Annotated in this window: 20 protein-coding genes; 13 read left to right on the top strand and 7 right to left on the bottom strand. The window is 44.1% G+C overall.

Translation table 11 applies throughout. From position 1 onward, the window contains the following. Positions 1–31 precede the first annotated feature (31 nt). From rpoD to ACK1LH_RS14500, 5 genes are all read left to right on the top strand, one after another. Positions 32–1,144 carry an RNA polymerase sigma factor RpoD gene (rpoD, locus tag ACK1LH_RS14520; RefSeq protein ID WP_029279609.1) on the top strand — a complete coding sequence of 371 codons (1,113 nt, stop codon included), beginning with the start codon at positions 32–34 and terminating at the stop codon, positions 1,142–1,144. Between the two features lie 368 nt (positions 1,145–1,512). After that, positions 1,513–2,652, top strand: coding sequence for an acyl-CoA dehydrogenase family protein (locus ACK1LH_RS14515; protein ID WP_035207197.1), 1,140 nt, complete (start codon positions 1,513–1,515; stop codon positions 2,650–2,652). A gap of 179 nt (positions 2,653–2,831) precedes the next feature. Beyond that, positions 2,832–3,194 (top strand): cytochrome c550, encoded by a 363-nt coding sequence (cccA, locus tag ACK1LH_RS14510; RefSeq protein WP_029279613.1) that lies wholly within the window; start codon positions 2,832–2,834, stop codon positions 3,192–3,194. A 135-nt stretch (positions 3,195–3,329) separates the two neighbouring features. Then, entirely contained in the window at positions 3,330–4,043 is a 714-nt protein-coding gene (locus ACK1LH_RS14505) for a tRNA (adenine(22)-N(1))-methyltransferase (protein WP_029279614.1), read from the top strand. After that, positions 4,040–5,161 (top strand): Nif3-like dinuclear metal center hexameric protein, encoded by a 1,122-nt coding sequence (locus ACK1LH_RS14500; RefSeq protein WP_411333470.1) that lies wholly within the window; start codon positions 4,040–4,042, stop codon positions 5,159–5,161. Before ACK1LH_RS14505 ends, ACK1LH_RS14500 begins: the two co-directional genes overlap by 4 nt. Positions 5,162–5,204: 43 nt before the next feature. Here the strand turns inward: ACK1LH_RS14500 and ACK1LH_RS14495 are convergent, their stop codons facing one another. Both ACK1LH_RS14495 and vrrA read right to left on the bottom strand, forming a co-directional pair. Continuing rightward, positions 5,205–6,146 (bottom strand): 4-hydroxy-3-methylbut-2-enyl diphosphate reductase, encoded by a 942-nt coding sequence (locus ACK1LH_RS14495; RefSeq protein ID WP_035207187.1) that lies wholly within the window; start codon positions 6,144–6,146, stop codon positions 5,205–5,207. A 125-nt stretch (positions 6,147–6,271) separates the two neighbouring features. After that, positions 6,272–7,018, bottom strand: coding sequence for a VrrA/YqfQ family protein (vrrA, locus tag ACK1LH_RS14490; RefSeq protein WP_411333468.1), 747 nt, complete (start codon positions 7,016–7,018; stop codon positions 6,272–6,274). A gap of 243 nt (positions 7,019–7,261) precedes the next feature. Between vrrA and ACK1LH_RS14485 the strand changes: the two genes are divergently transcribed. Further along, entirely contained in the window at positions 7,262–8,578 is a 1,317-nt protein-coding gene (locus ACK1LH_RS14485) for a DEAD/DEAH box helicase (protein WP_035207181.1), read from the top strand. Positions 8,579–8,589: 11 nt separating this feature from the next. Beyond that, entirely contained in the window at positions 8,590–9,486 is an 897-nt protein-coding gene (locus ACK1LH_RS14480) for a deoxyribonuclease IV (protein ID WP_035207180.1), read from the top strand. Positions 9,487–9,520: 34 nt separating this feature from the next. Here the strand turns inward: ACK1LH_RS14480 and ACK1LH_RS14475 are convergent, their stop codons facing one another. Further along, positions 9,521–9,781 (bottom strand): DUF2624 domain-containing protein, encoded by a 261-nt coding sequence (locus ACK1LH_RS14475; RefSeq protein ID WP_406818057.1) that lies wholly within the window; start codon positions 9,779–9,781, stop codon positions 9,521–9,523. 120 nt (positions 9,782–9,901) lie between these two features. On the opposite strand from ACK1LH_RS14475, the gene ACK1LH_RS14470 reads away from it, so the two are divergent. The 4 genes from ACK1LH_RS14470 (at position 9,902) to ACK1LH_RS14455 (ending at position 12,943) form a co-directional block, all read left to right on the top strand. Then, positions 9,902–10,783, top strand: a complete 882-nt coding sequence (locus ACK1LH_RS14470) for a YitT family protein (protein WP_411333467.1) — start codon at positions 9,902–9,904, stop codon at positions 10,781–10,783. A gap of 123 nt (positions 10,784–10,906) precedes the next feature. Then, the gene (locus ACK1LH_RS14465) at positions 10,907–11,680 is read left to right on the top strand and encodes a metal ABC transporter ATP-binding protein (protein ID WP_029279631.1); all 774 of its coding nucleotides are present in this window, start codon (positions 10,907–10,909) and stop codon (positions 11,678–11,680) included. Between the two features lie 2 nt (positions 11,681–11,682). Further along, the gene (locus ACK1LH_RS14460) at positions 11,683–12,519 is read left to right on the top strand and encodes a metal ABC transporter permease (RefSeq protein WP_035207175.1); all 837 of its coding nucleotides are present in this window, start codon (positions 11,683–11,685) and stop codon (positions 12,517–12,519) included. Between the two features lies 1 nt (position 12,520). Beyond that, positions 12,521–12,943, top strand: a complete 423-nt coding sequence (locus tag ACK1LH_RS14455) for a Fur family transcriptional regulator (protein WP_035207174.1) — start codon at positions 12,521–12,523, stop codon at positions 12,941–12,943. A 36-nt stretch (positions 12,944–12,979) separates the two neighbouring features. On the opposite strand, the gene ACK1LH_RS14450 is transcribed toward ACK1LH_RS14455, so the two are convergent. Then, positions 12,980–13,561 carry a hypothetical protein gene (locus ACK1LH_RS14450; RefSeq protein ID WP_411335105.1) on the bottom strand — a complete coding sequence of 194 codons (582 nt, stop codon included), beginning with the start codon at positions 13,559–13,561 and terminating at the stop codon, positions 12,980–12,982. 188 nt (positions 13,562–13,749) lie between these two features. Here ACK1LH_RS14450 and ACK1LH_RS14445 point away from each other — a divergent pair, with 188 nt between their 5' ends. Further along, complete coding sequence (locus tag ACK1LH_RS14445) at positions 13,750–14,139, top strand: DUF308 domain-containing protein (RefSeq protein ID WP_029279637.1); 390 nt, start codon at positions 13,750–13,752, stop codon at positions 14,137–14,139. A 46-nt stretch (positions 14,140–14,185) separates the two neighbouring features. Here the strand turns inward: ACK1LH_RS14445 and ispG are convergent, their stop codons facing one another. Further along, positions 14,186–15,289, bottom strand: a complete 1,104-nt coding sequence (ispG, locus tag ACK1LH_RS14440; RefSeq protein WP_174434980.1) for a flavodoxin-dependent (E)-4-hydroxy-3-methylbut-2-enyl-diphosphate synthase — start codon at positions 15,287–15,289, stop codon at positions 14,186–14,188. Between the two features lie 140 nt (positions 15,290–15,429). Beyond that, positions 15,430–15,762: a hypothetical protein gene (locus ACK1LH_RS14435; protein WP_029279641.1), complete on the bottom strand. Its 333-nt coding sequence runs from the start codon at positions 15,760–15,762 to the stop codon at positions 15,430–15,432. A gap of 223 nt (positions 15,763–15,985) precedes the next feature. Here ACK1LH_RS14435 and ACK1LH_RS14430 point away from each other — a divergent pair, with 223 nt between their 5' ends. After that, positions 15,986–17,725 (top strand): methyl-accepting chemotaxis protein, encoded by a 1,740-nt coding sequence (locus tag ACK1LH_RS14430; protein WP_411333464.1) that lies wholly within the window; start codon positions 15,986–15,988, stop codon positions 17,723–17,725. A gap of 61 nt (positions 17,726–17,786) precedes the next feature. Here ACK1LH_RS14430 and ACK1LH_RS14425 read toward each other — a convergent pair whose 3' ends face one another. Then, positions 17,787–18,560, bottom strand: a complete 774-nt coding sequence (locus ACK1LH_RS14425; protein WP_035207172.1) for a DUF1189 domain-containing protein — start codon at positions 18,558–18,560, stop codon at positions 17,787–17,789. Positions 18,561–18,724 lie beyond the last annotated feature (164 nt).

Here is an 18,724-nt window from a genome sequence, read left to right as displayed (position 1 = left end):
TAATTGCAAGAGTTTGGAAGGAGGGGATCCAATGGCTGATAAACAAACCCATGATTCTGAATTGACATTGGAACAGGCTAAGGACCAATTAACTGAAATCGGAAAAAAACGTGGAGTTTTAACATACGAAGAGATTGCTGAACGCATGTCAGGCTTCGAAATTGAATCAGACCAAATGGATGAGTATTATGAGTTCCTGGGTGAACAGGGTGTTGAACTGGTGGGAGATAATGAATCAACAGAAGACCCGAACATTCAGCAGCTTGCCAAGGAAGAAGAGTTTGACCTGAATGATTTGAGTGTGCCGCCGGGCGTTAAAATAAATGACCCTGTCCGCATGTACCTTAAAGAAATCGGACGAGTAGACCTTTTGACTGCAGACGAAGAAATTAAGCTTGCAAACCGGATAGAAGAAGGAGACGAAGAAGCGAAAAGAAGACTCGCTGAAGCAAACCTCCGTCTTGTCGTCAGTATTGCAAAACGGTATGTAGGCCGCGGAATGCTGTTTCTCGATCTGATCCAGGAAGGCAACATGGGACTGATGAAGGCGGTAGAGAAATTTGATTACCGCAAAGGCTTTAAATTCAGTACCTATGCTACTTGGTGGATTCGCCAGGCCATAACACGCGCCATTGCCGACCAGGCAAGAACGATCCGTATTCCGGTTCATATGGTTGAAACGATTAATAAGCTGATCCGGGTTCAGCGCCAGCTGCTTCAGGATTTAGGCCGTGAGCCTTCACCTGAGGAAATTGCGGAAGACATGGATCTGACGCCTGATAAAGTCAGAGAAATCCTTAAGATTGCCCAGGAGCCTGTTTCTCTTGAGACTCCAATCGGGGAAGAGGATGACTCGCATCTTGGTGACTTTATAGAAGATCAGGATGCCACATCTCCATCTGAGCATGCTGCATACGAACTTCTGAAAGAACAGCTTGAAGATGTACTTGATACTCTTACTGACCGGGAAGAAAACGTGCTTCGTCTACGCTTCGGACTTGACGACGGCCGTACCCGGACTCTTGAAGAAGTCGGAAAAGTTTTCGGCGTAACAAGAGAGCGTATCCGTCAGATTGAAGCAAAAGCCCTTCGCAAGCTTCGCCATCCAAGCAGAAGCAAACGCCTTAAAGATTTTCTCGAATAGAAAGCAGAAAGCGGACATTACGTTCGCTTTTTTTTTGTTGTCCAAATTCTTAAGAATCAGATGTGACAGCGCTAACACCCTTTTTCTTACATCTTCTTTTCATTATTTTACTTAATTGTTATTTAATTTGCAAACTGCCTTCATAAAAAAATTCTTCGGCAGCAATTGCTGAATAGACGGGGAAAACATGATTTTACCCTGATAACATGCGGGTTTCATTCCGGCTGCAGGATCATCTCCGGGCAACTGGGCACAAAACAAACACAAAAAAATATTTTTTCATAAAATAAAAAATTTAAAAAGTTGTGAAAATAGAGCTGTTCATCTTATAATTTGTAATGTAAGCGTATTCAAAACGGAGGGATAAAATGAATTTTGAACTATCACAAGAGCAGCGCATGATTCAAAAAACCATCAGGGAATTCGCAGAAGAAGTTGTGGAACCGGGAGCATATGAACGGGACAAAACGAAACAGTTTCCGGCCGAAATTTTCAAACAGCTGGGGGATATGGGCATTCTTGGCCTGCCATTCTCTGAGGAATACGGCGGAAGCGGAGCAGATACAACCAGTTTTGCAATCGTAACGGAAGAATTAAGCAAAGCTTGCGGTTCGACAGGCATTACATATTCCGCCCATATTTCTTTAGGCGGGGCGCCAATCAGCATGTTTGGAACAGAAGAGCAGAAGAGAACATATCTTTCAAAAATCTGCTCTGGAGAGTCTTTAGGGGCTTTTGGTCTTACTGAGCCTAACGCAGGCTCTGATGCAGGAGGAACTCTGACTGAAGCAGTTGAAAAGGACGGCAAGTTTACGATCAACGGCAACAAATGCTACATTACAAATGCTTCTTACGCCAAATTTCTTTCACTAACAGCCATTACTGCACGGAATGAAGGAAAAAAAGAAATCAGTGCAATTATTGTTCCTACAGATGCACCTGGCTTCAAGGTCATTGATAATTATGAAAAAATGGGGCTGAACGCATCCAACACGACAGAACTGATTTTAGAAGATGTCGAGGTTCCGTCTGAAAATCTCCTTGGCAAGAAGGGGAACGGCTTCAGACAATTCCTGATGACTCTTGACGGTGGAAGAATCGGAATTGCTGCAATGGCTGTCGGGATTGCACAGGCGGCATTTGAAAAGGCGCTTGCTTACTCAAAGGAGCGAAAGCAATTCGGCAAAACGCTAAGCGAGTTTCAGGCGATACAGTTCAAGCTTGCTGACATGGCCATGAAAATTGACCTTGCGCGTACAGCGGTATACAAAGCGGCCTGGCTCAAGGATCAAGGAAAGCCATTCACTAAAGAAGCGTCCTACTGCAAGCTGTTCGCATCTGAAATGTGCACAGAGGTATCCAACCAGGCGATCCAAATTCATGGCGGATACGGCTATATGAAAGAATACCAGGTGGAGCGCTATCTTCGGGATGCAAAGCTTCTTGAGATTGGTGAAGGCACGAGTGAAGTTCAAAGAATGGTTATTGCCAGACAGATTGGGTGCTGAACGAACGTGATTTGAAGAACTTCATCTTAACAGATGAGGTTTTTTTGTCTAATTTTTGAAAAATACGCCATCTTTCTGCAATAACTCTTTTCCTTAACAGCGTTTTCAAGTAAAATAGAGATTGTTTAAACCTATCGTTTACCTGCATTTCAAGATTTTTACATAGGGGAGGTTACATAATGAATCGCAATCCGCTCATTCCATTTGCTCTAGTTGCCGTAATCGGAATCGGCCTTATGTTTTTCTTATCCATCAAGGGGCTCGGCGATATGAAGGAAATGGCTGGTGAAGGAAAAGAAGAAGATAAATCAGGGGAAGTTGCAAACGCTTCACCGGAGGAAATCTACAAGCAGAACTGTATTTCGTGCCATGGTGAGAATTACGAAGGCGGAGCAGGTCCGGCTCTTAAAGGAGTAGGGGACAAGCTCGGTGTTGACGGAATCAAAGACACGATTAAAAACGGCCGCGGAGCAATGCCTGCAGGACTTGTTCCTGATGAAAAGCTTGACGAAATGGCCAAATGGGTATCAGAAATCAAATAGCCTTGAACCGGGTCATATTATGACGCTTAAAGCATTACATAATGTGATAAAGAAAAGTCCTTTGCATCTGCGGAGGACTTTTCTTATTATATAGAGAGACTGATTTAAAAGTACATAAGAATGTGGTGATAGAAAATGAACGATGTAAACTTATCAAAACGGCTGAAAACAGTGGCTGATTATATACCTGAAGGTGCGGTGCTTGCTGATATCGGCTCAGACCATGCCTATCTGCCTTGCTATGCCCTTCTGAACGGGCTGGCCGCTTCTGCAGTAGCGGGAGAGGTTGTGGAAGGGCCTTACCAGTCTGCCAAAAAACAGGTGAAAAAAAGCGGACTCGAGGATGTCATCTCTGTGCGTCTCGGCAGCGGGCTGGAAGTGATAGGGCCGAATGAAGTCACCTGCATTACGATCGCCGGCATGGGCGGTGCTTTGATCGAAAAGATTCTGGATGCAGGAAAGGAAAAGCTCCAGGGTGTGCAGAGGCTGATTCTTCAGCCGAATATTCATGCTCATCACATTAGAGAATGGCTGCTTCAAAACGGCTGGGAACTGGTGAATGAAGAGATTTTGGAAGAGGACGGAAAAATCTATGAAATTCTTGTCGGGGAAAGAGGAGACGCAAAAGCTCCGTATCAAGATGTTTCTCTTGAAACCGGCCTTCTTGTAGGACCCCATTTAATGCGAAAACAATCAAGCACGTTTATAAAGAAGTGGTCACAGGAAAAAGAACACTATAAACGTATTTTAGAAAATATAAGCAAGGCAACAGAAAGCGAAGAAAACAGCAGGAAAATGCAGGAATTAACTCGCATGATTGCCATGCTTGAGGAGGCGGCGGGAGAATGAGCAAACAACCAAACGGCTATGAAATCATTCAGCTCTTCGAATCTTTTTCAAAGAAAGAATATGCGGTGGAAGGAGACAAAATCGGCCTGCAGATCGGAACGCTGAATAAACCGATAACAGGCGTATTAGTGGCACTGGATGTACTTGATGAAGTGGTGGATGAAGCCATTGAAAAAAAGGCAAACCTGATCATTGCCCATCATCCTCCTATTTTCAGGCCGCTAAAACAGCTTGCAACCGACCAGCCAGGCGGAGCACTCATTGAAAAATGCATCAAGCATGATATCGCCGTGTATGCTGCCCATACAAACCTGGATGTCGCAGAAGGCGGAGTGAATGATCTGCTCGCAGACGCTCTCGGGCTCACAGACACAGAAGTCCTGGCAGACACCTATCAGGAGACATTGAAGAAACTGGTGGTCTATGTCCCGAAAGATCACGCCGGCCGGATACGGACCGTTCTGGGGGATACAGGTGCAGGTCACATCGGCATGTACAGCGATTGTTCTTTTTCTTCAGAAGGAATCGGGCGTTTTCTTCCCCTTGAAGGAACGAATCCCTACATCGGAGAAAAAGGAAAGCTGGAATGTGCAGAAGAAGAGAGAATCGAAACGGTCATTCCAGCGAGCAGTCAGAAGAAAATTGTATCAGCTATGATGAAAGCACATCCATATGAAGAGCCTGCGTTCGACATCTATCCGGTTGAAAACGGAGGGAAGTCACTTGGTCTTGGCAGAATCGGAAAACTGGAAAAAGAAATGACACTTGAAGAGTTTGCCGTTCATGTAAAGGAGGCGCTCGATGTGCCGTTTGTGAGACTTGTTGGAAATAAAGAAGACAAAGTCAAAAAAGTAGCGGTTCTTGGCGGCGACGGAAACAAATATATCCATCACGCAAAACGCAAGGGTGCTGATGTTTATGTGACAGGGGATATGTACTACCATACGGCTCACGACGCTATGATGCTTGGCCTAAACATCGTTGACCCGGGCCACAACGCTGAGAAAGTGATGAAAAAAGGGGTCTCAGACCTTCTGCTTTCAATGTGTGAAGAAAAGAAATTTGAAGTGGGCATCTACCCTTCAGCAATTAACACCGATCCATTTAGCCTTGTATAAAAAACAGCCGCCGGAAAAAAGGATTTCCGGCGGCTGTACTTTTTTATTTTGCTTTTACTTTCGGAAGAATCTTCTGCAGGGGAACATTGTGCTCAATATTCCACGTCAGAGTGTTCTCAGGGTCATACTTTTCAAGAAACTGAATGACCTCTTTGGTAATAGGGGTCGGAGTTGAAGCGCCTGCTGTGATGGCCACTTTCTTCACTCCTTCAAACCATTCGAGCTTCAGTTCGCTGATGTCTGAAATGCGGTAGGCCTTCGTGCCTGCAATCTCTTCAGAAACCTGGGCTAGACGGTTTGAGTTGTTGCTTTTCGGATCTCCGACAACAATCGTCAGGTCAGCATCTTTGGCCTGTTCGGCAACGGCTTCCTGGCGCACCTGTGTCGCAAGGCAGATCTCCTGGTGATATTCAACATGCGGGTATTTTTCTTTCACGCGTTCCATAATGTCATAAACGTCCCACTGGCTCATCGTTGTCTGGTTTGTGACGATGATTTTATCATTCTGGAATGTCAGAGCATCGACATCTTCTTCTGTTTCAACAAGATGGACGATATCAGGCGCTACACCGACAGCTCCTTCAGGTTCAGGATGGGACTTCTTTCCGATGTATATGACATGATAACCTTCCGCTTTTTTTGCACGGATCAGATCATGTGTTTTTGTTACATCAGGGCATGTCGCATCAAGGGTAACCAGCCCTTTTTCGGATGCTATCTTTCTTACTTCCGGAGAAACGCCGTGAGCGGTAAAAATGACGGTTCCGCTTTGGACTTTCTCAAGAATCTCAAGGCGGTTGCTTCCGTCGAGCGTGATGATGCCTTCATCTTCAAATGCGTCAGTTACATGTTTATTGTGAACAATCATGCCGAGGATATAAATCGGTCTCGGCAGAGTTTTATCGAGAGCGGCATTCTTGGCAATAACCATGGCATCTACTACGCCATAGCAATAGCCCCGCGGTGCAATCTTAATTACTTCCATTAAAAAGAGCCCCCTAAAGAGAAGTACTTTACAGAAAAGAGAAAAAAGCCAAAGAATCAGGCTCTTGGCTCTTGTAATCTCCTCATTATTATAGCTGAGACTGGGGAATAATTCAAAGAAGAATATCAGATATACAGCTTTGGAGCAGAAGCGCCTTTGACTGCAGGTGTTTTTTCTTTCACTGCAGCCTGTTTTACTTCAGCTGAAGTTTCTTGCTCTGATGTTTCGGTTGAAACGGCCTCAGTCTTTATTGCTGCAGGCTGAGTTTCAGCTGTTTCTGTGCTTTCGCCGTCGTCGCTTGAGCCTCCGCCTTTAAGTTCGCTGTAAATTTTAATCATAGCCGGAAGGTTTCGTACCAAAGGCCCGTACTGCTGAACCATTGGAGTGACCTGCTGTGCCATGCCCAGCACTTTCTGAACGTTTCCAAGCATGCCTGAAAGATTGGCTGGATTTGTGAGTCCCTGAAGGCCCTGCGCTGCATTCGCCGCACCTGTAAGTCCCTGGCCTCCGCCGCCCGGCAAAAATCTCGATAAAAGACCTTTTAGCCCTCCGCTTTTTCCGATTGCCTGCTGTCCGAATTGCTGTGCGCCAAATCCTGCTCCTCCGAATCCCTGTCCCCCGAATCCCTGTCCCCCGAATCCCGGTCCGCCAAACCCGGCACCTCCAAAACCAGGACCTCCAAAACCCGGTCCGCCAAACTGCGGTCCAAATGATCCCATCTGCGGTCCGAAAGGCTGAAACCTGGATGAGCCTAATCCTCTTGCTTGCTGATATCCAATAGGCTGCCCCGAAAACCGCTGTGCGCCCATTTGCATTCTCTGGGGCTGCATACCTCTTGAAGGCATTTGGGGCATTGGTCTTTGCTGAAACATGATGACCCTCCTTTAAACTAACGTCTATCCTACCTACACAATATGCAGGGTACCTGCGGATGGTCAGCAGATTTATGAGAATAGGCCAAAAAGCAAATTGGTTTTTTTGCCGGATATCGTATATAATGTTTTGATGGACAGGCGTGTCTCCGGATGCGTGCAGTGTTTTTGTTTGAAAGAAGATCTCACCTTCGTATGGCTAAAACCGTCTTACTTTAATTTTTCATCAAGGAGATGATGAACATGGAACAGACAAAGTTCACTCAGTTTCCATTTAAGCCTTTTATTATAGATGCTGTTAAAGCGCTGGGTTTTTATGAACCAACTGAAATACAGGAACGCTTATTTCCTTCCCTTCTGAAAGGGGAAACGGCAATCGGGCAGTCACAGACAGGAACGGGAAAAACCCATGCGTATCTGCTGCCGCTTATTCAAAGAATCGATGCCGCAGACGAAAGTGTGCAGGTCGTCATTACCGCACCTACAAGAGAACTTGCAAATCAAATCTACCAGGATGCTCTTCACATTATTAAATTTGCTCCTGAAAACGAAACAATTACAGCGAAATGCTTTATCGGCGGAACCGATAAGCAAAGAATGATTGATAAACTGAAAACTCAGCCTCAAATCGTCATTGGCACGCCTGGGCGTATTAAAGACCTTGTTGCAGCAAACGCCTTGCATGTTCATCATGCAAAAGCGCTTGTTGTCGATGAAGCTGATCTTATGCTTGATATGGGCTTTATTGAAGATGTGGACAAAATCGGTGCAGCTATGCCTGCAAAGCTTCAAATGCTTGTATTCTCGGCAACGATTCCTGAGAAACTAAAGCCATTCTTAAAAAAATACATGGAAAACCCGAAATTCACCCATGTTGCACCTAAACAGGCAGCGGCGAAGAAAATCAAACATGTCCTTGTGCCCCTGCGTCACCGCAATAAAACAAATCTGCTCTATGAAATGCTGAAAAGCTATAATCCGTTTCTTGCCATCGTGTTTACAAACACGAAAAAGAAAGCGGATGAGGTTGCAGACGGACTGATTGCAAAAGGACTGAGAGTCGGCAGAATCCACGGGGATCTGACGCCGAGAGACCGCAAAAAAATGATGAAACAGATTAATGACCTGGAGTATCAGTACGTTGTTGCAACAGACCTTGCCTCACGCGGAATTGATATCGACGGAGTCAGCCACGTCATCAATTTTGAACTGCCAAGCGATCTTGATTTTTACATCCACCGCGTCGGCCGTACAGGACGAGCTGATTATTCAGGCATTGCGGCAACCATTTATGAGCCTGAAAATGAGCATGCTCTGAACTTGCTTGAAAAGCTTGGCATCCAGTTTGAAAACATGGACCTTGCAAATGGCGAGTGGAAAACGATTGACGACCGCAAACGCAGACAAAAACGGGCTAAGCCGTCAGACGGAACCGAACAGATGGCGAAAAGCATGGTGAGAAAGCCTAAGGGCGTCAAACCGGGCTACAAAAAGAAAATGTCCCGTGAAATGGATGAAATTAAAAAACGCCAAAGAAGATTGAACAAAAAGCGCAAGTAGGGGGATAAGGCATGCTTAAAATTGGATCACATGTATCAATGAGCGGAAAAAAAATGCTCCTTGCGGCAAGTGAGGAAGCGGCTTCTTACGGTGCAAATACGTTTATGATCTATACAGGAGCACCCCAGAATACAAGAAGAAAAAAGATAGAAGACCTGAACATTGCGGCCGGTCTTGCACACATGAAGGAGCACGGCATTTCGGATATTGTCGTGCATGCACCGTACATCATCAATATCGGCAACACGACAAATCCGGCAACGTTTGAGCTCGGTGTGCAGTTTCTGCGCTCGGAAATAGACCGTTCCCACGCACTCGGCGCAAAACAGATTGTGCTGCATCCGGGTGCGCACGTAGGTGCGGGAGCCGATATAGGCATTAAAAAGATTATTGAAGGCCTGAACGAAGTGCTTGTGAAAGAAGAAAATGTTCAGATCGCCCTTGAGACTATGGCCGGAAAAGGGTCTGAGTGCGGCAGGTCGTTTGATGAGCTTGCACAGATCATTGACGGAGTGACTCATAATGAACATTTATCCGTCTGTTTTGATACGTGTCATACTCATGATGCCGGCTACGATTTGATCAATGACTTTGACGGCGTCCTGAAGGAATTTGATTCCATTATCGGACTCGACAGACTGAAAGTTCTTCACATCAATGACAGCAAAAACCCGGCAGGAGCCAGAAAAGACCGCCATGAAAACATCGGCTTCGGTCACATCGGCTTTGAAGCACTGAACCGGATTGTTCATCATCCTGAACTCTCGGATGTTCCGAAAATCCTTGAAACGCCATATGTAGGCGAAGATAAAAAAGACAAGAAGCCTCCGTACCGCTTTGAAATTGAGATGCTCCGCAATCAGGAATATAACCCGGATTTGCTTGATTTAATACGCAATCAGGAATAAAACAAAAAAAAAGCTGCCGGGAAACCGGCAGCTTTTACCCAATAAACTGCTGCAGGAGCTGATTGACCTTCTGGGCTGTCGCAGGCGAAGTAATGGCAGCCACCCGTTTTAAAAGATCGATTCGTTCTGCATCGTTAAAAATATTGATGTTTTTCCCTCTGATGATTTTCACAATTTCCTGTGCCTGGGGTCTGCTGATGGAAAGGTTATTCTGCTTGGCAAGCTGAAGCAGGCCGTCTGTATCAAGGGTATTCAGTTTCTGGTTGACAATCTTTTGAAATAAAATCACGTACATAACCTCCTCTACAGTTCAATGTATGGCGGAGTTTTTTAAAAAGTGCCTATTCAGGAAAGAAGAAAGGCAAATTTTTTACACATATTCGGAACAGGAATTCTTTAAGAAAGGAGTTTTATTGTGGCAAAAAAACAGCATAAAAAAGAAAGTGCAGGACGGTTTGCCAGAAGGATGATCCTGATTGTGATCGGAGCTGCCCTTGCAGCAGCTTCGATTGAACTGTTTTTAATTCCCAATCAGATCATTGACGGAGGAATCATCGGAATTTCGCTGATACTTGACTACCTTTCCCCTGAATCCCTCCCGTTTATTAATTTCGGGACACTTGTGGTCGTTCTGAATCTGCCGTTTATGTACTACGGCTACAAACAAATAGGCAAAACATTTATGATCTCGTCTATTTTCGGCATTGTGTTTCTCGCGGTCATTGAAAGTATGCTGCATCATGTAGAACCTTTTACAAACCAGCCCGTGCTTGCAACGGTGTTTGGCGGACTGATGCTTGGAGCGGGTGTCGGGCTTGTCATCCGGAATGGCGGTTCGATGGACGGAACGGAGATTCTCGGGATTCTACTGACTAAGAAGCTTCCGTTTTCAGTAGGCGAATTCGTTATGTTCATCAACATTTTCATTTTTGCATGGGCGGCGTTCGTCTTCGGGCCGGAACAGGCGATGTATTCCGTCATGGCCTACTATATTGCGTTTAAAACAATCGACACAGTCATTCAGGGACTAGATGAAACTAAAGCGGTCATCATCATATCCGATTATTATGAAGATGTTTCTGATGCCATCCTTCAGCGCCTTGGAAGGGGTACAACAAAGCTGAAAGGAAAAGGCGGCTATACTGATGATGAAAAAGAAGTCATTTATGTGGTTGTGACAAGGCTAGAGGTGACTAAGCTTAAATCCATCGTGCATGAGATTGACACAAACGCCTTTATCACCATCATGAACACCCAGGAAACAAAGGGTACCAATTTTAAATCTGCGATTCACTAAGCAGAAATTCTTGCTCTTTTACGGGTAATCTTGTATAATCTCTATGTTAAAGATCAGACATGGCTTCTGATCTTTTTTTACGAAAATAAATCGGAACCATTCTGAAACTTGGAAGTGAATGTAATGAATCAGCCTATTATTGATGTTCAAAGTCTGACTTTCACATATGAACGCACCGCGGTGCTCGAGGATATTCATTTTACCGTGAGAGAGGGAGACTTTCTCGGTCTTGTCGGCCCAAACGGATCCGGAAAAACAACGCTGCTTAAATGCATGCTTGGGCTATTAAAGCCGGATCACGGGAATATAAAGCTTTTCGGCCAGGACATCCGCAAATTTAAAGATTGGCATCGGATCGGTTTTGTTTCCCAGAAAGCCAGCAGCTTTAATACCGGGTTTCCGGCTTCTGTCTATGAAGTGGTTGCGAGCGGGCTGACATCAAAGCTTGGGTTATTTAAGAAACTGAACCATGCCCATCATCAAAAAGTAAAAGAAGCGATTGGCGCAGTCGGGCTTGAAGAACTGACAAACCGAAACATAGGAGAGCTTTCAGGCGGGCAGCAGCAGCGGACTTTTATTGCCAGAGCGCTTGTGAGTGATCCGGATTTGCTCATTTTGGATGAGCCGACAGTCGGAGTTGATGCTCAAACCGTTCAGAGCTTCTATGAAATGCTGCAGCGTTTAAACAAAGGCATGGGTATTACCCTCATTCTCGTTACACATGATGTCGGAACGATCACAGATAAGGTAACACATGTCGCATGCTTAAATAAACATATGCATTTCCACGGAAATACACAGGAATTTGAAAGCCTGAAGAGCTCTGATATGTCTGACTATTACGGTCATTCAGTTCATGTGTTGACTCACGATCATCACGATCATGGGGGAAGGTAAAAATGATTAACAGTATATTTACGTACGAATTCCTGCAGAATGCGTTTCTTGCAGGCATATTAATTGGTTTCATAGCTCCGCTTCTGGGAGTATTTGTTGTCGTCAGGAGACTGTCGCTGATTGCAGATGCTTTAAGTCATGTGACACTCGCCGGCATCGCCGCGAGTCTTCTTCTTGAAAAGAAAGTCCTCGGCATGTCAGGACTCAATCCAATTTATCTTGGAATGGGCTTTTCGGTTGCGGGTTCATTGTTTATTGAAAAGCTCAGAGGCGTTTATAAACATTTTCAGGAGCTCGCTATTCCGATCATCCTGTCGGCAGGAGTAGGCCTCAGTGTTATCTTCATTTCACTTGCGGACGGATTTAACACAGATTTGTTCAACTATTTATTTGGAAGTGTAAGTGCTGTAACGCGCACGGATTTATGGGTGATCATCTCCATTGCTGCCTTTGTTCTGATCGTTGTTTTTGCTCTTTATAAAGAACTGTTCCTTTTGTCATTTGACGAGGAGCATGCAGCAGCATCGGGCATCCATTCAAAATGGATCCATTTTATCTTTATTTTAACCGTTGCGCTTGTCATTGCAGCGTCTATGCGGATTGTCGGCATTCTGCTTGTTTCATCGCTTATGACGCTTCCTGTGGCAGCAAGCATCCGGATTGCAAAAGGGTTTAAGCAGGCCATTTTCTTTTCTGTACTCTTCGGAGAAATATCTGTTATCATTGGTTTAGTGTTAGCCTATCAGCTCGATTTAGCTCCGGGCGGGACGATTGTTATGCTTTCCGTTCTCATTCTCGTTCTTACAATTGGATGGACTAAATTAAAAAGGGGCCAGTAAAATGAATGTACAGGAAGCTCTTCTTTTAATGAAGGAAAAAGGATATAAATATACGAGCAAGAGGGAAGAGATGCTTGAACTTTTTTCGCAGTCCAACAAATACTTGACTGCGAGGGATGTGCTTGAAGAAATGAAGCCGGAATATCCGGGTCTGAGTTTTGATACGATTTACCGCAACCTTTCACTTTTTGCGGAAATGGGCATTCTTGAAACGACAGAACTCTCAGGCGAAAAGCATTTCCGCTTTTCATGCTCAACGAAACACCATCATCACCACTTTATTTGTCTGACGTGCGGAAAGACTAAAGAAATTTCTTCTTGTCCTATGGGGAATTTGAAGGAAAACTTATCCGGATATGAAATCAGCGGCCACAAGTTCGAAATTTACGGAACGTGCCCTGAATGCCATGAAGTAACCACATAAAAAAACGCCTGCGGCTTGTTTTTCGCAGGCGTTTTTTTATTTTGTTAAGGAGTAACGGTTTTCTGCATAAGAATTGACCCAGTCTCTTGCCTCAAGCCAATTATCTGCCCTGATGACGTTTTTTGGAACAGGTTCCTGATTATATGGGGTATTAAATAAAATGACAGGAATATTAAATACCTCACTGATGGTGCATGCGTTGTCATGCTTGTCCTCAAAAAAGACATCAATTTTATTTTTCTTCACTGCTTGGAGCTTATCGTGTGTGCCGATTAAGTCGATTTGATGGTACGTAAGACCGTTTCGATTAAACCACTCATACGTCACTTCTTCCAAGTGGCTTCTTCTTGCACTGATGAAAAGAAGCTTATGTTTATTCTTCCATTCATCAAGAACGAGTTTCGCATCCAGTGCTATTGGTGCTTCTTTGTAAATGAGCGGTTCCTTTTCATCCATCCATTTCCAGAATTCAGCTTCTGAGATCTTTAAAAGCTTCGTCAGATCGTACTCCTTCATATCTTCAAAAGTAATGGATTCATTAAATGATTTTTGCAAATACGGCACAAAGGTTTCAGGTGATGTAACTGTGCCATCTATATCAATTCCTAAACGCAGCATCATGTCTTCTCTCCCTTGCTGTCAAACATTCCCATAAAGGTTTATCTCATAACTGATTAATGATGAACTATACTCTTTAGTGTATCATAATCAGCCATTACAATCACAGTAAACTTTAACAGTTATACTGACGTGCCGATCAACTCATACTATAAATGTTCCTTACAATATGAATGGAGGGATCACGCATGGCAGATGAGAAACATTATGATTATCACGGTAACATCAAGGAATATGACCTCCGTGATGATGAAGTTGGCTACAGCAGAGATTTCCGCGATGACTATAGAGAAGAAACGGCTGCCGAACTTGCAGCTCCGGCCACTCTGAGAAGAGAGGCAGACTACGACCGCCGCGACGAAGAAGAAGGAGTCAGAACGGACGGACGAAGAATGGGGTATTTGGCCATTGTTCTGTCAGTCATCTCATTGTTCGTTTTCCCTGTCATCCTCGGGGCAGCGGGCATCATTGTAGGCTTTGTTGCACGCCGCAGAGGGGCAGAAGCTCTTGGCGGATGGGCAATCGGCATCGGTATCGTATCACTCATCCTCGGAATTTTTATCCTGCCGTTCTTTTAAAAGTAGGATAAATAAAAACAAGCCCGGCCATTTGGCCAGGCTTGTTTTACATTTCAGCGGAAGCTTTTTCAGCTTCCTGCTTTGCATAATGCTCTTCGGCAATTTTGTCGATTTCTTTTTTCAGTTCCTCAACCATTGTCTCCTCAGGCACTTTGCGGACAATTTGTCCTTTGCGGAAAAGAAGTCCTTCACCGCGTGCTCCAGCAATGCCGATATCAGCTTCACGTGCTTCTCCAGGTCCGTTTACGGCACAGCCCAGAACGGCAACTTTGATTGGGGCTTTGATGGTTGAAATATATTCTTCCACTTCATTTGCGATACTGATCAGGTCAATTTCAATGCGTCCGCATGTCGGGCATGAAATTAATGTCGCGGCGTTTGATGCAAGGCCGAAAGATTTAAGAAGCTCGCGTGCAACCTTCACTTCCTCAACCGGATCTGCGCTAAGGGAAATGCGAAGCGTGTTTCCAATTCCTTTGTTTAAAATAGCACCAAGTCCGGCAGCGCTTTTAACTGTACCGGCAAACAGCGTTCCTGATTCCGTAATTCCAAGATGAAGGGGATAGTCAAAAGCCTTTGCGGCTTTCTCGTAAGCCTCGATGGCAAGATTGACATCAGATGCTTTCATGGACACAATAATATCGTGGAAATCCAGATCTTCAAGAATTTTAATATGGTGCAGGGCACTCTCGACCATTCCGTCTGCTGTCGGATAGCCGTATTTCTCAATGATGCGTTTCTCAAGAGAACCTGCATTAACCCCGATGCGTATCGGGATTCCTTTTTCTTTCGCTGCTTTTACAACAGCCTCGACTTTTTCTCTGCGGCCGATGTTTCCCGGATTGATGCGGATCTTATCTGCACCGCCCTCAATAGCTTTTAGAGCCAGTTTATAATCGAAATGAATATCTACAACAAGCGGAATGTTGATGCGTTTTTTTATTTCAGCAATAGCATCGGCTGCACGCTCATCCGGGCAGGCAACACGCACTACTTGGCATCCTGCTTCTTCTAAACGCAGGATTTCAGCGACCGTAGCTTCCACATCGTGTGTTTTCGTTGTTGTCATACTCTGAATGACTAGTTCATTATTTCCGCCAATGGTCAGATTGCCGACTTTAACAGGACGGGTTTTGGTACGATGTATGATTTCACTCACGTGTAAATCGCTCCTTAATTCATAATCATGGTCCTATGGTTTCATAGTACCTATTTGATCATCATTCAATGCGGGGAAATTGTGCTTTCCCTCACAATATTGTAACAGTGAGTGCGCGATATTGACAAGAATTAAGAAGCAACTTCTTTTTCATAAAGTGGAAATTTATATGCTTTTCCTACTTGGATCGCATCTGCTTTTTCATTTGGATTCAGCTTTTCAAAGTCTTTCCTGACTTGTTCTATGGAAACGGGCAGTCCGCTGTGGAGCTGTTCAACGATGGTTAAGACGGTTTCACCCTGCTTAATTTCTTTTACTGTATAAGGAGAGGGCGACGTCTGAACTGCCGCTGCAGGTTCATTATCCTTGGCAGGGGGCGAAAAGGCAATCGTTCCTGTACTGATGTCATAGTACATAATATAGAGAAGAAAGAGTGTTAAAAGAAAGACCATCAGCCGCTTCATATGTATCATCTCCCAATCCGTCACGATGATTATTTATATGGCTTGTCCACTAAAAATATGACATGCCTTTCTTTATTCCTTTCTAAGAAAGATGAAGTGGTGGAGAAACCTTCTTAATACCTATAAATACGACAAAATTCTCCATAAATTAATGAGGGGTTTACACTCTCTTAACATTAATCTGGGATAATTTTCATGAGTTAAGAGGAAGGGTGTAGGCGCATTGAAGGGACTTATCGGGAAAGTAAGCAAAAAGAATGGGTCTTTATCTTACATATACATGAAGATACGATCTGTAAAAATATCAGAAGTGAGCCTCCAGGCAAGGCTCCTGTTCCTTGTATTAACCATTATGGCAGCATCTATAAGTGCTGTAGGTTTTATTTCTTATTCAAAATCCAAAGAAGCAACGATGTCATTGATTGAGGACAGGCTTGCAAGGGAGGTTAACACGACAAACGAAATTGCAGGGAATCTTATGATTGCCTACGTAGGCGAAGAGGATTCATTCCTTGAAAGGTTTAATAAAGTGGTCCTCTCCAACCAGGCCTCCGCATTAATACAGGACGGGCTGAAGGCTGATTTTTTCCTTGTAGCCGAAGGGAAGGCCAATCCTTTTTCTGTGAGTTCAAACAGCAGGCTGCAATTTAAAGAGGATCAGCTAAAAGAAATCACCGAAAAGAAAAATGGCGTGATCCACCAGACGATAGGCGGGACCGACTACACATTGTCTTTTAAGAAAGTTCAGGAGCTCAAGGGTCAATTCCTTATTGCGGTAGAGACAGAAAGTTATATGGAAACCTCTAAGACCCTCGCTTCATTTACCATTTGGATGATTGGAATCAGTGTCCTGCTTACAGCAGCGGTGCTGATTATTGTGATCAGAAGCTTAACGAATCCTCTTGCCGTCCTCAGAAAAGCGATGAAAGATGTGAGGGACGGCAATTTAACAAGGAATGTCCATGTGAAAACGAAGGTTCCTGAAATAAATTCAGTCATGAAAAGCTTTAATTCCATGATGGATCATATGCGCAGCATTATTGGTGATATCAATCATGCTGCAGATGAGCTGTCGGCTAAAGGAGATCAGCTCAGGGAAGCGACAGATGAAGGGGTTATGCAAAATGGCCAGCTTGTAGAGGCCATTAAAATTGTGAAATTGGGTGCAGAGCAGACAGCCGCGGGTTCAGCGGAAAGCGCAGAGGCGTTCAGCAGGGTGAAGGATGAATTAAAAGAAGTTTTCCGCAACATGGAATTTTTGTTCAGCCGTGCATCAGATATGAACTCTTCAGCAGCACGCGGAGAAGAGCAGGGATCAAAGATGATCCGTACGATGAATGTATTTGAGCGCGAAACAGAGAAAATGACGGCTGTGATCAGAAGCGTGAAAGAGCATTCCATGTCGATTGCGGATGTTGCCGCCATTATTCATACGATTGCTGAGCAGACGAAACTGCTTGCACTCAATGCAGCCATTGAAGCAGCCAGAGCGGGTGAGGCGGGAAAAGGGTTTGCCGTTGTTGCAGATGAGGTGAAAAAACTCGCTGAACAATCATCAAATGCCACTCATAAAATCAGGAATTCCATCTCAAACATGGAGGGTATCGCCGTTCATGCATCAAAAGAATTTGATGAAATGCTCTCAGCCATTCACTCCCATCTTCATGCGGCTTCAGAATCACGTGTTCTGTTTGATGAACTTTCAATTGAAATTAAAACAGTGAGTGACAGGCTGTCTGGAATGAAGAGGCAAATGAATAAGCTGCATGACTATCTGCCTGTCATGGAAAAATCTTCGGCAAGCTTTGAATCTGTTTCTCAGGAAACGCTTGCGAGCGCAGAGCAGATGCTGTTTTCTTCAGAAGAACAAATGACTCAGGTAAGCAGAACGCATGAAATCGGGTTAAGGGTTTCAGAACTTTCAAAGAGCCTCGCGCAATCCGCCAAAGAATACAAAGTGTAAAACACTTGTACATATAAAATGAGCCCCAAAGCTGAAGATGCTTTGGGGCTCATTTTGTCAGTCAGTCGAGCGTTTTCTTGCGTGCACCGGGAATTTCTTTAAGTGCCAGATACATGACAACCAGATTCACAAACCAGTTGATGAAAATTCCGCTAGGGACCGAAATTTGCAGGAACTCCATAATCATGAAGAAAATAGATGCGAGTGTAATTGAATATGCAGCCATTACCCACAGCTGTTTAAAATTCACTTTTTTCTGCAGACTATTCTTAAAGAGAATACTCACAAACGCAAGAAACGTAATTTCGATAAATTTTGATGCAGCGGTAAAAAGGTAAAAGACGAGCAGGACAGTTCCGATGACAATTGGCAGAACACTTTCGAACTGGGACGAGTACGTCAGTAAATCCGCTTTAGACAATGTGTTCAGCATAGAGTAATCATAGCTTTGCGACTGTCCGGCAAAAGCATAGACAAATTCATTTTTCAGGAGGCCGATCGCATTTTCTTTGCTTTCAATTTCCTGAACTGTAAAAGAACCAGTGGGATCGAAGACGATAAAGAGATCATCTTTTGTGAGCTCTATCGGCTCTTTCGCATCTGAAACCAATGCTCCATCTTCTATTGTAAACTCCGGCAAGTCCTCTCTAAGTGTTGAGTCAAGGCCTTTCAGCAGTGCTGATATGCCGGAGGACATGTAAATCCCCATTGGCAGGGTGATAAGTATTGTCAGCATAAAGACATAAAGAATGGTTTTGCCGATTCCCTGAAATCTGAACATGGAGATCGATTTGGGGGAATAAGTACTTTTTGCGAGCTGTTTAAAAATGTTCAATTATACGCACATCCTTCTATAATCATCCAGTTTTCATTTTAACCATGCAGACCGCAAGAAACAAGGAATAATCGAATAGAAACTGCTAATGTTAAGATATTGTAAATTTTTTATGAAAAAGGGATAAACACCTTTACAATCAATCCACAATTCGTTAATAATTG

The organism is Metabacillus indicus (assembly GCF_046603695.1).
GTDB lineage: Bacteria > Bacillota > Bacilli > Bacillales > Bacillaceae > Bacillus_P > Bacillus_P indicus.
The sequence above is the reverse complement of the archived record's forward strand: the minus strand, read 5'-3'. Positions and strand labels throughout refer to the sequence as shown.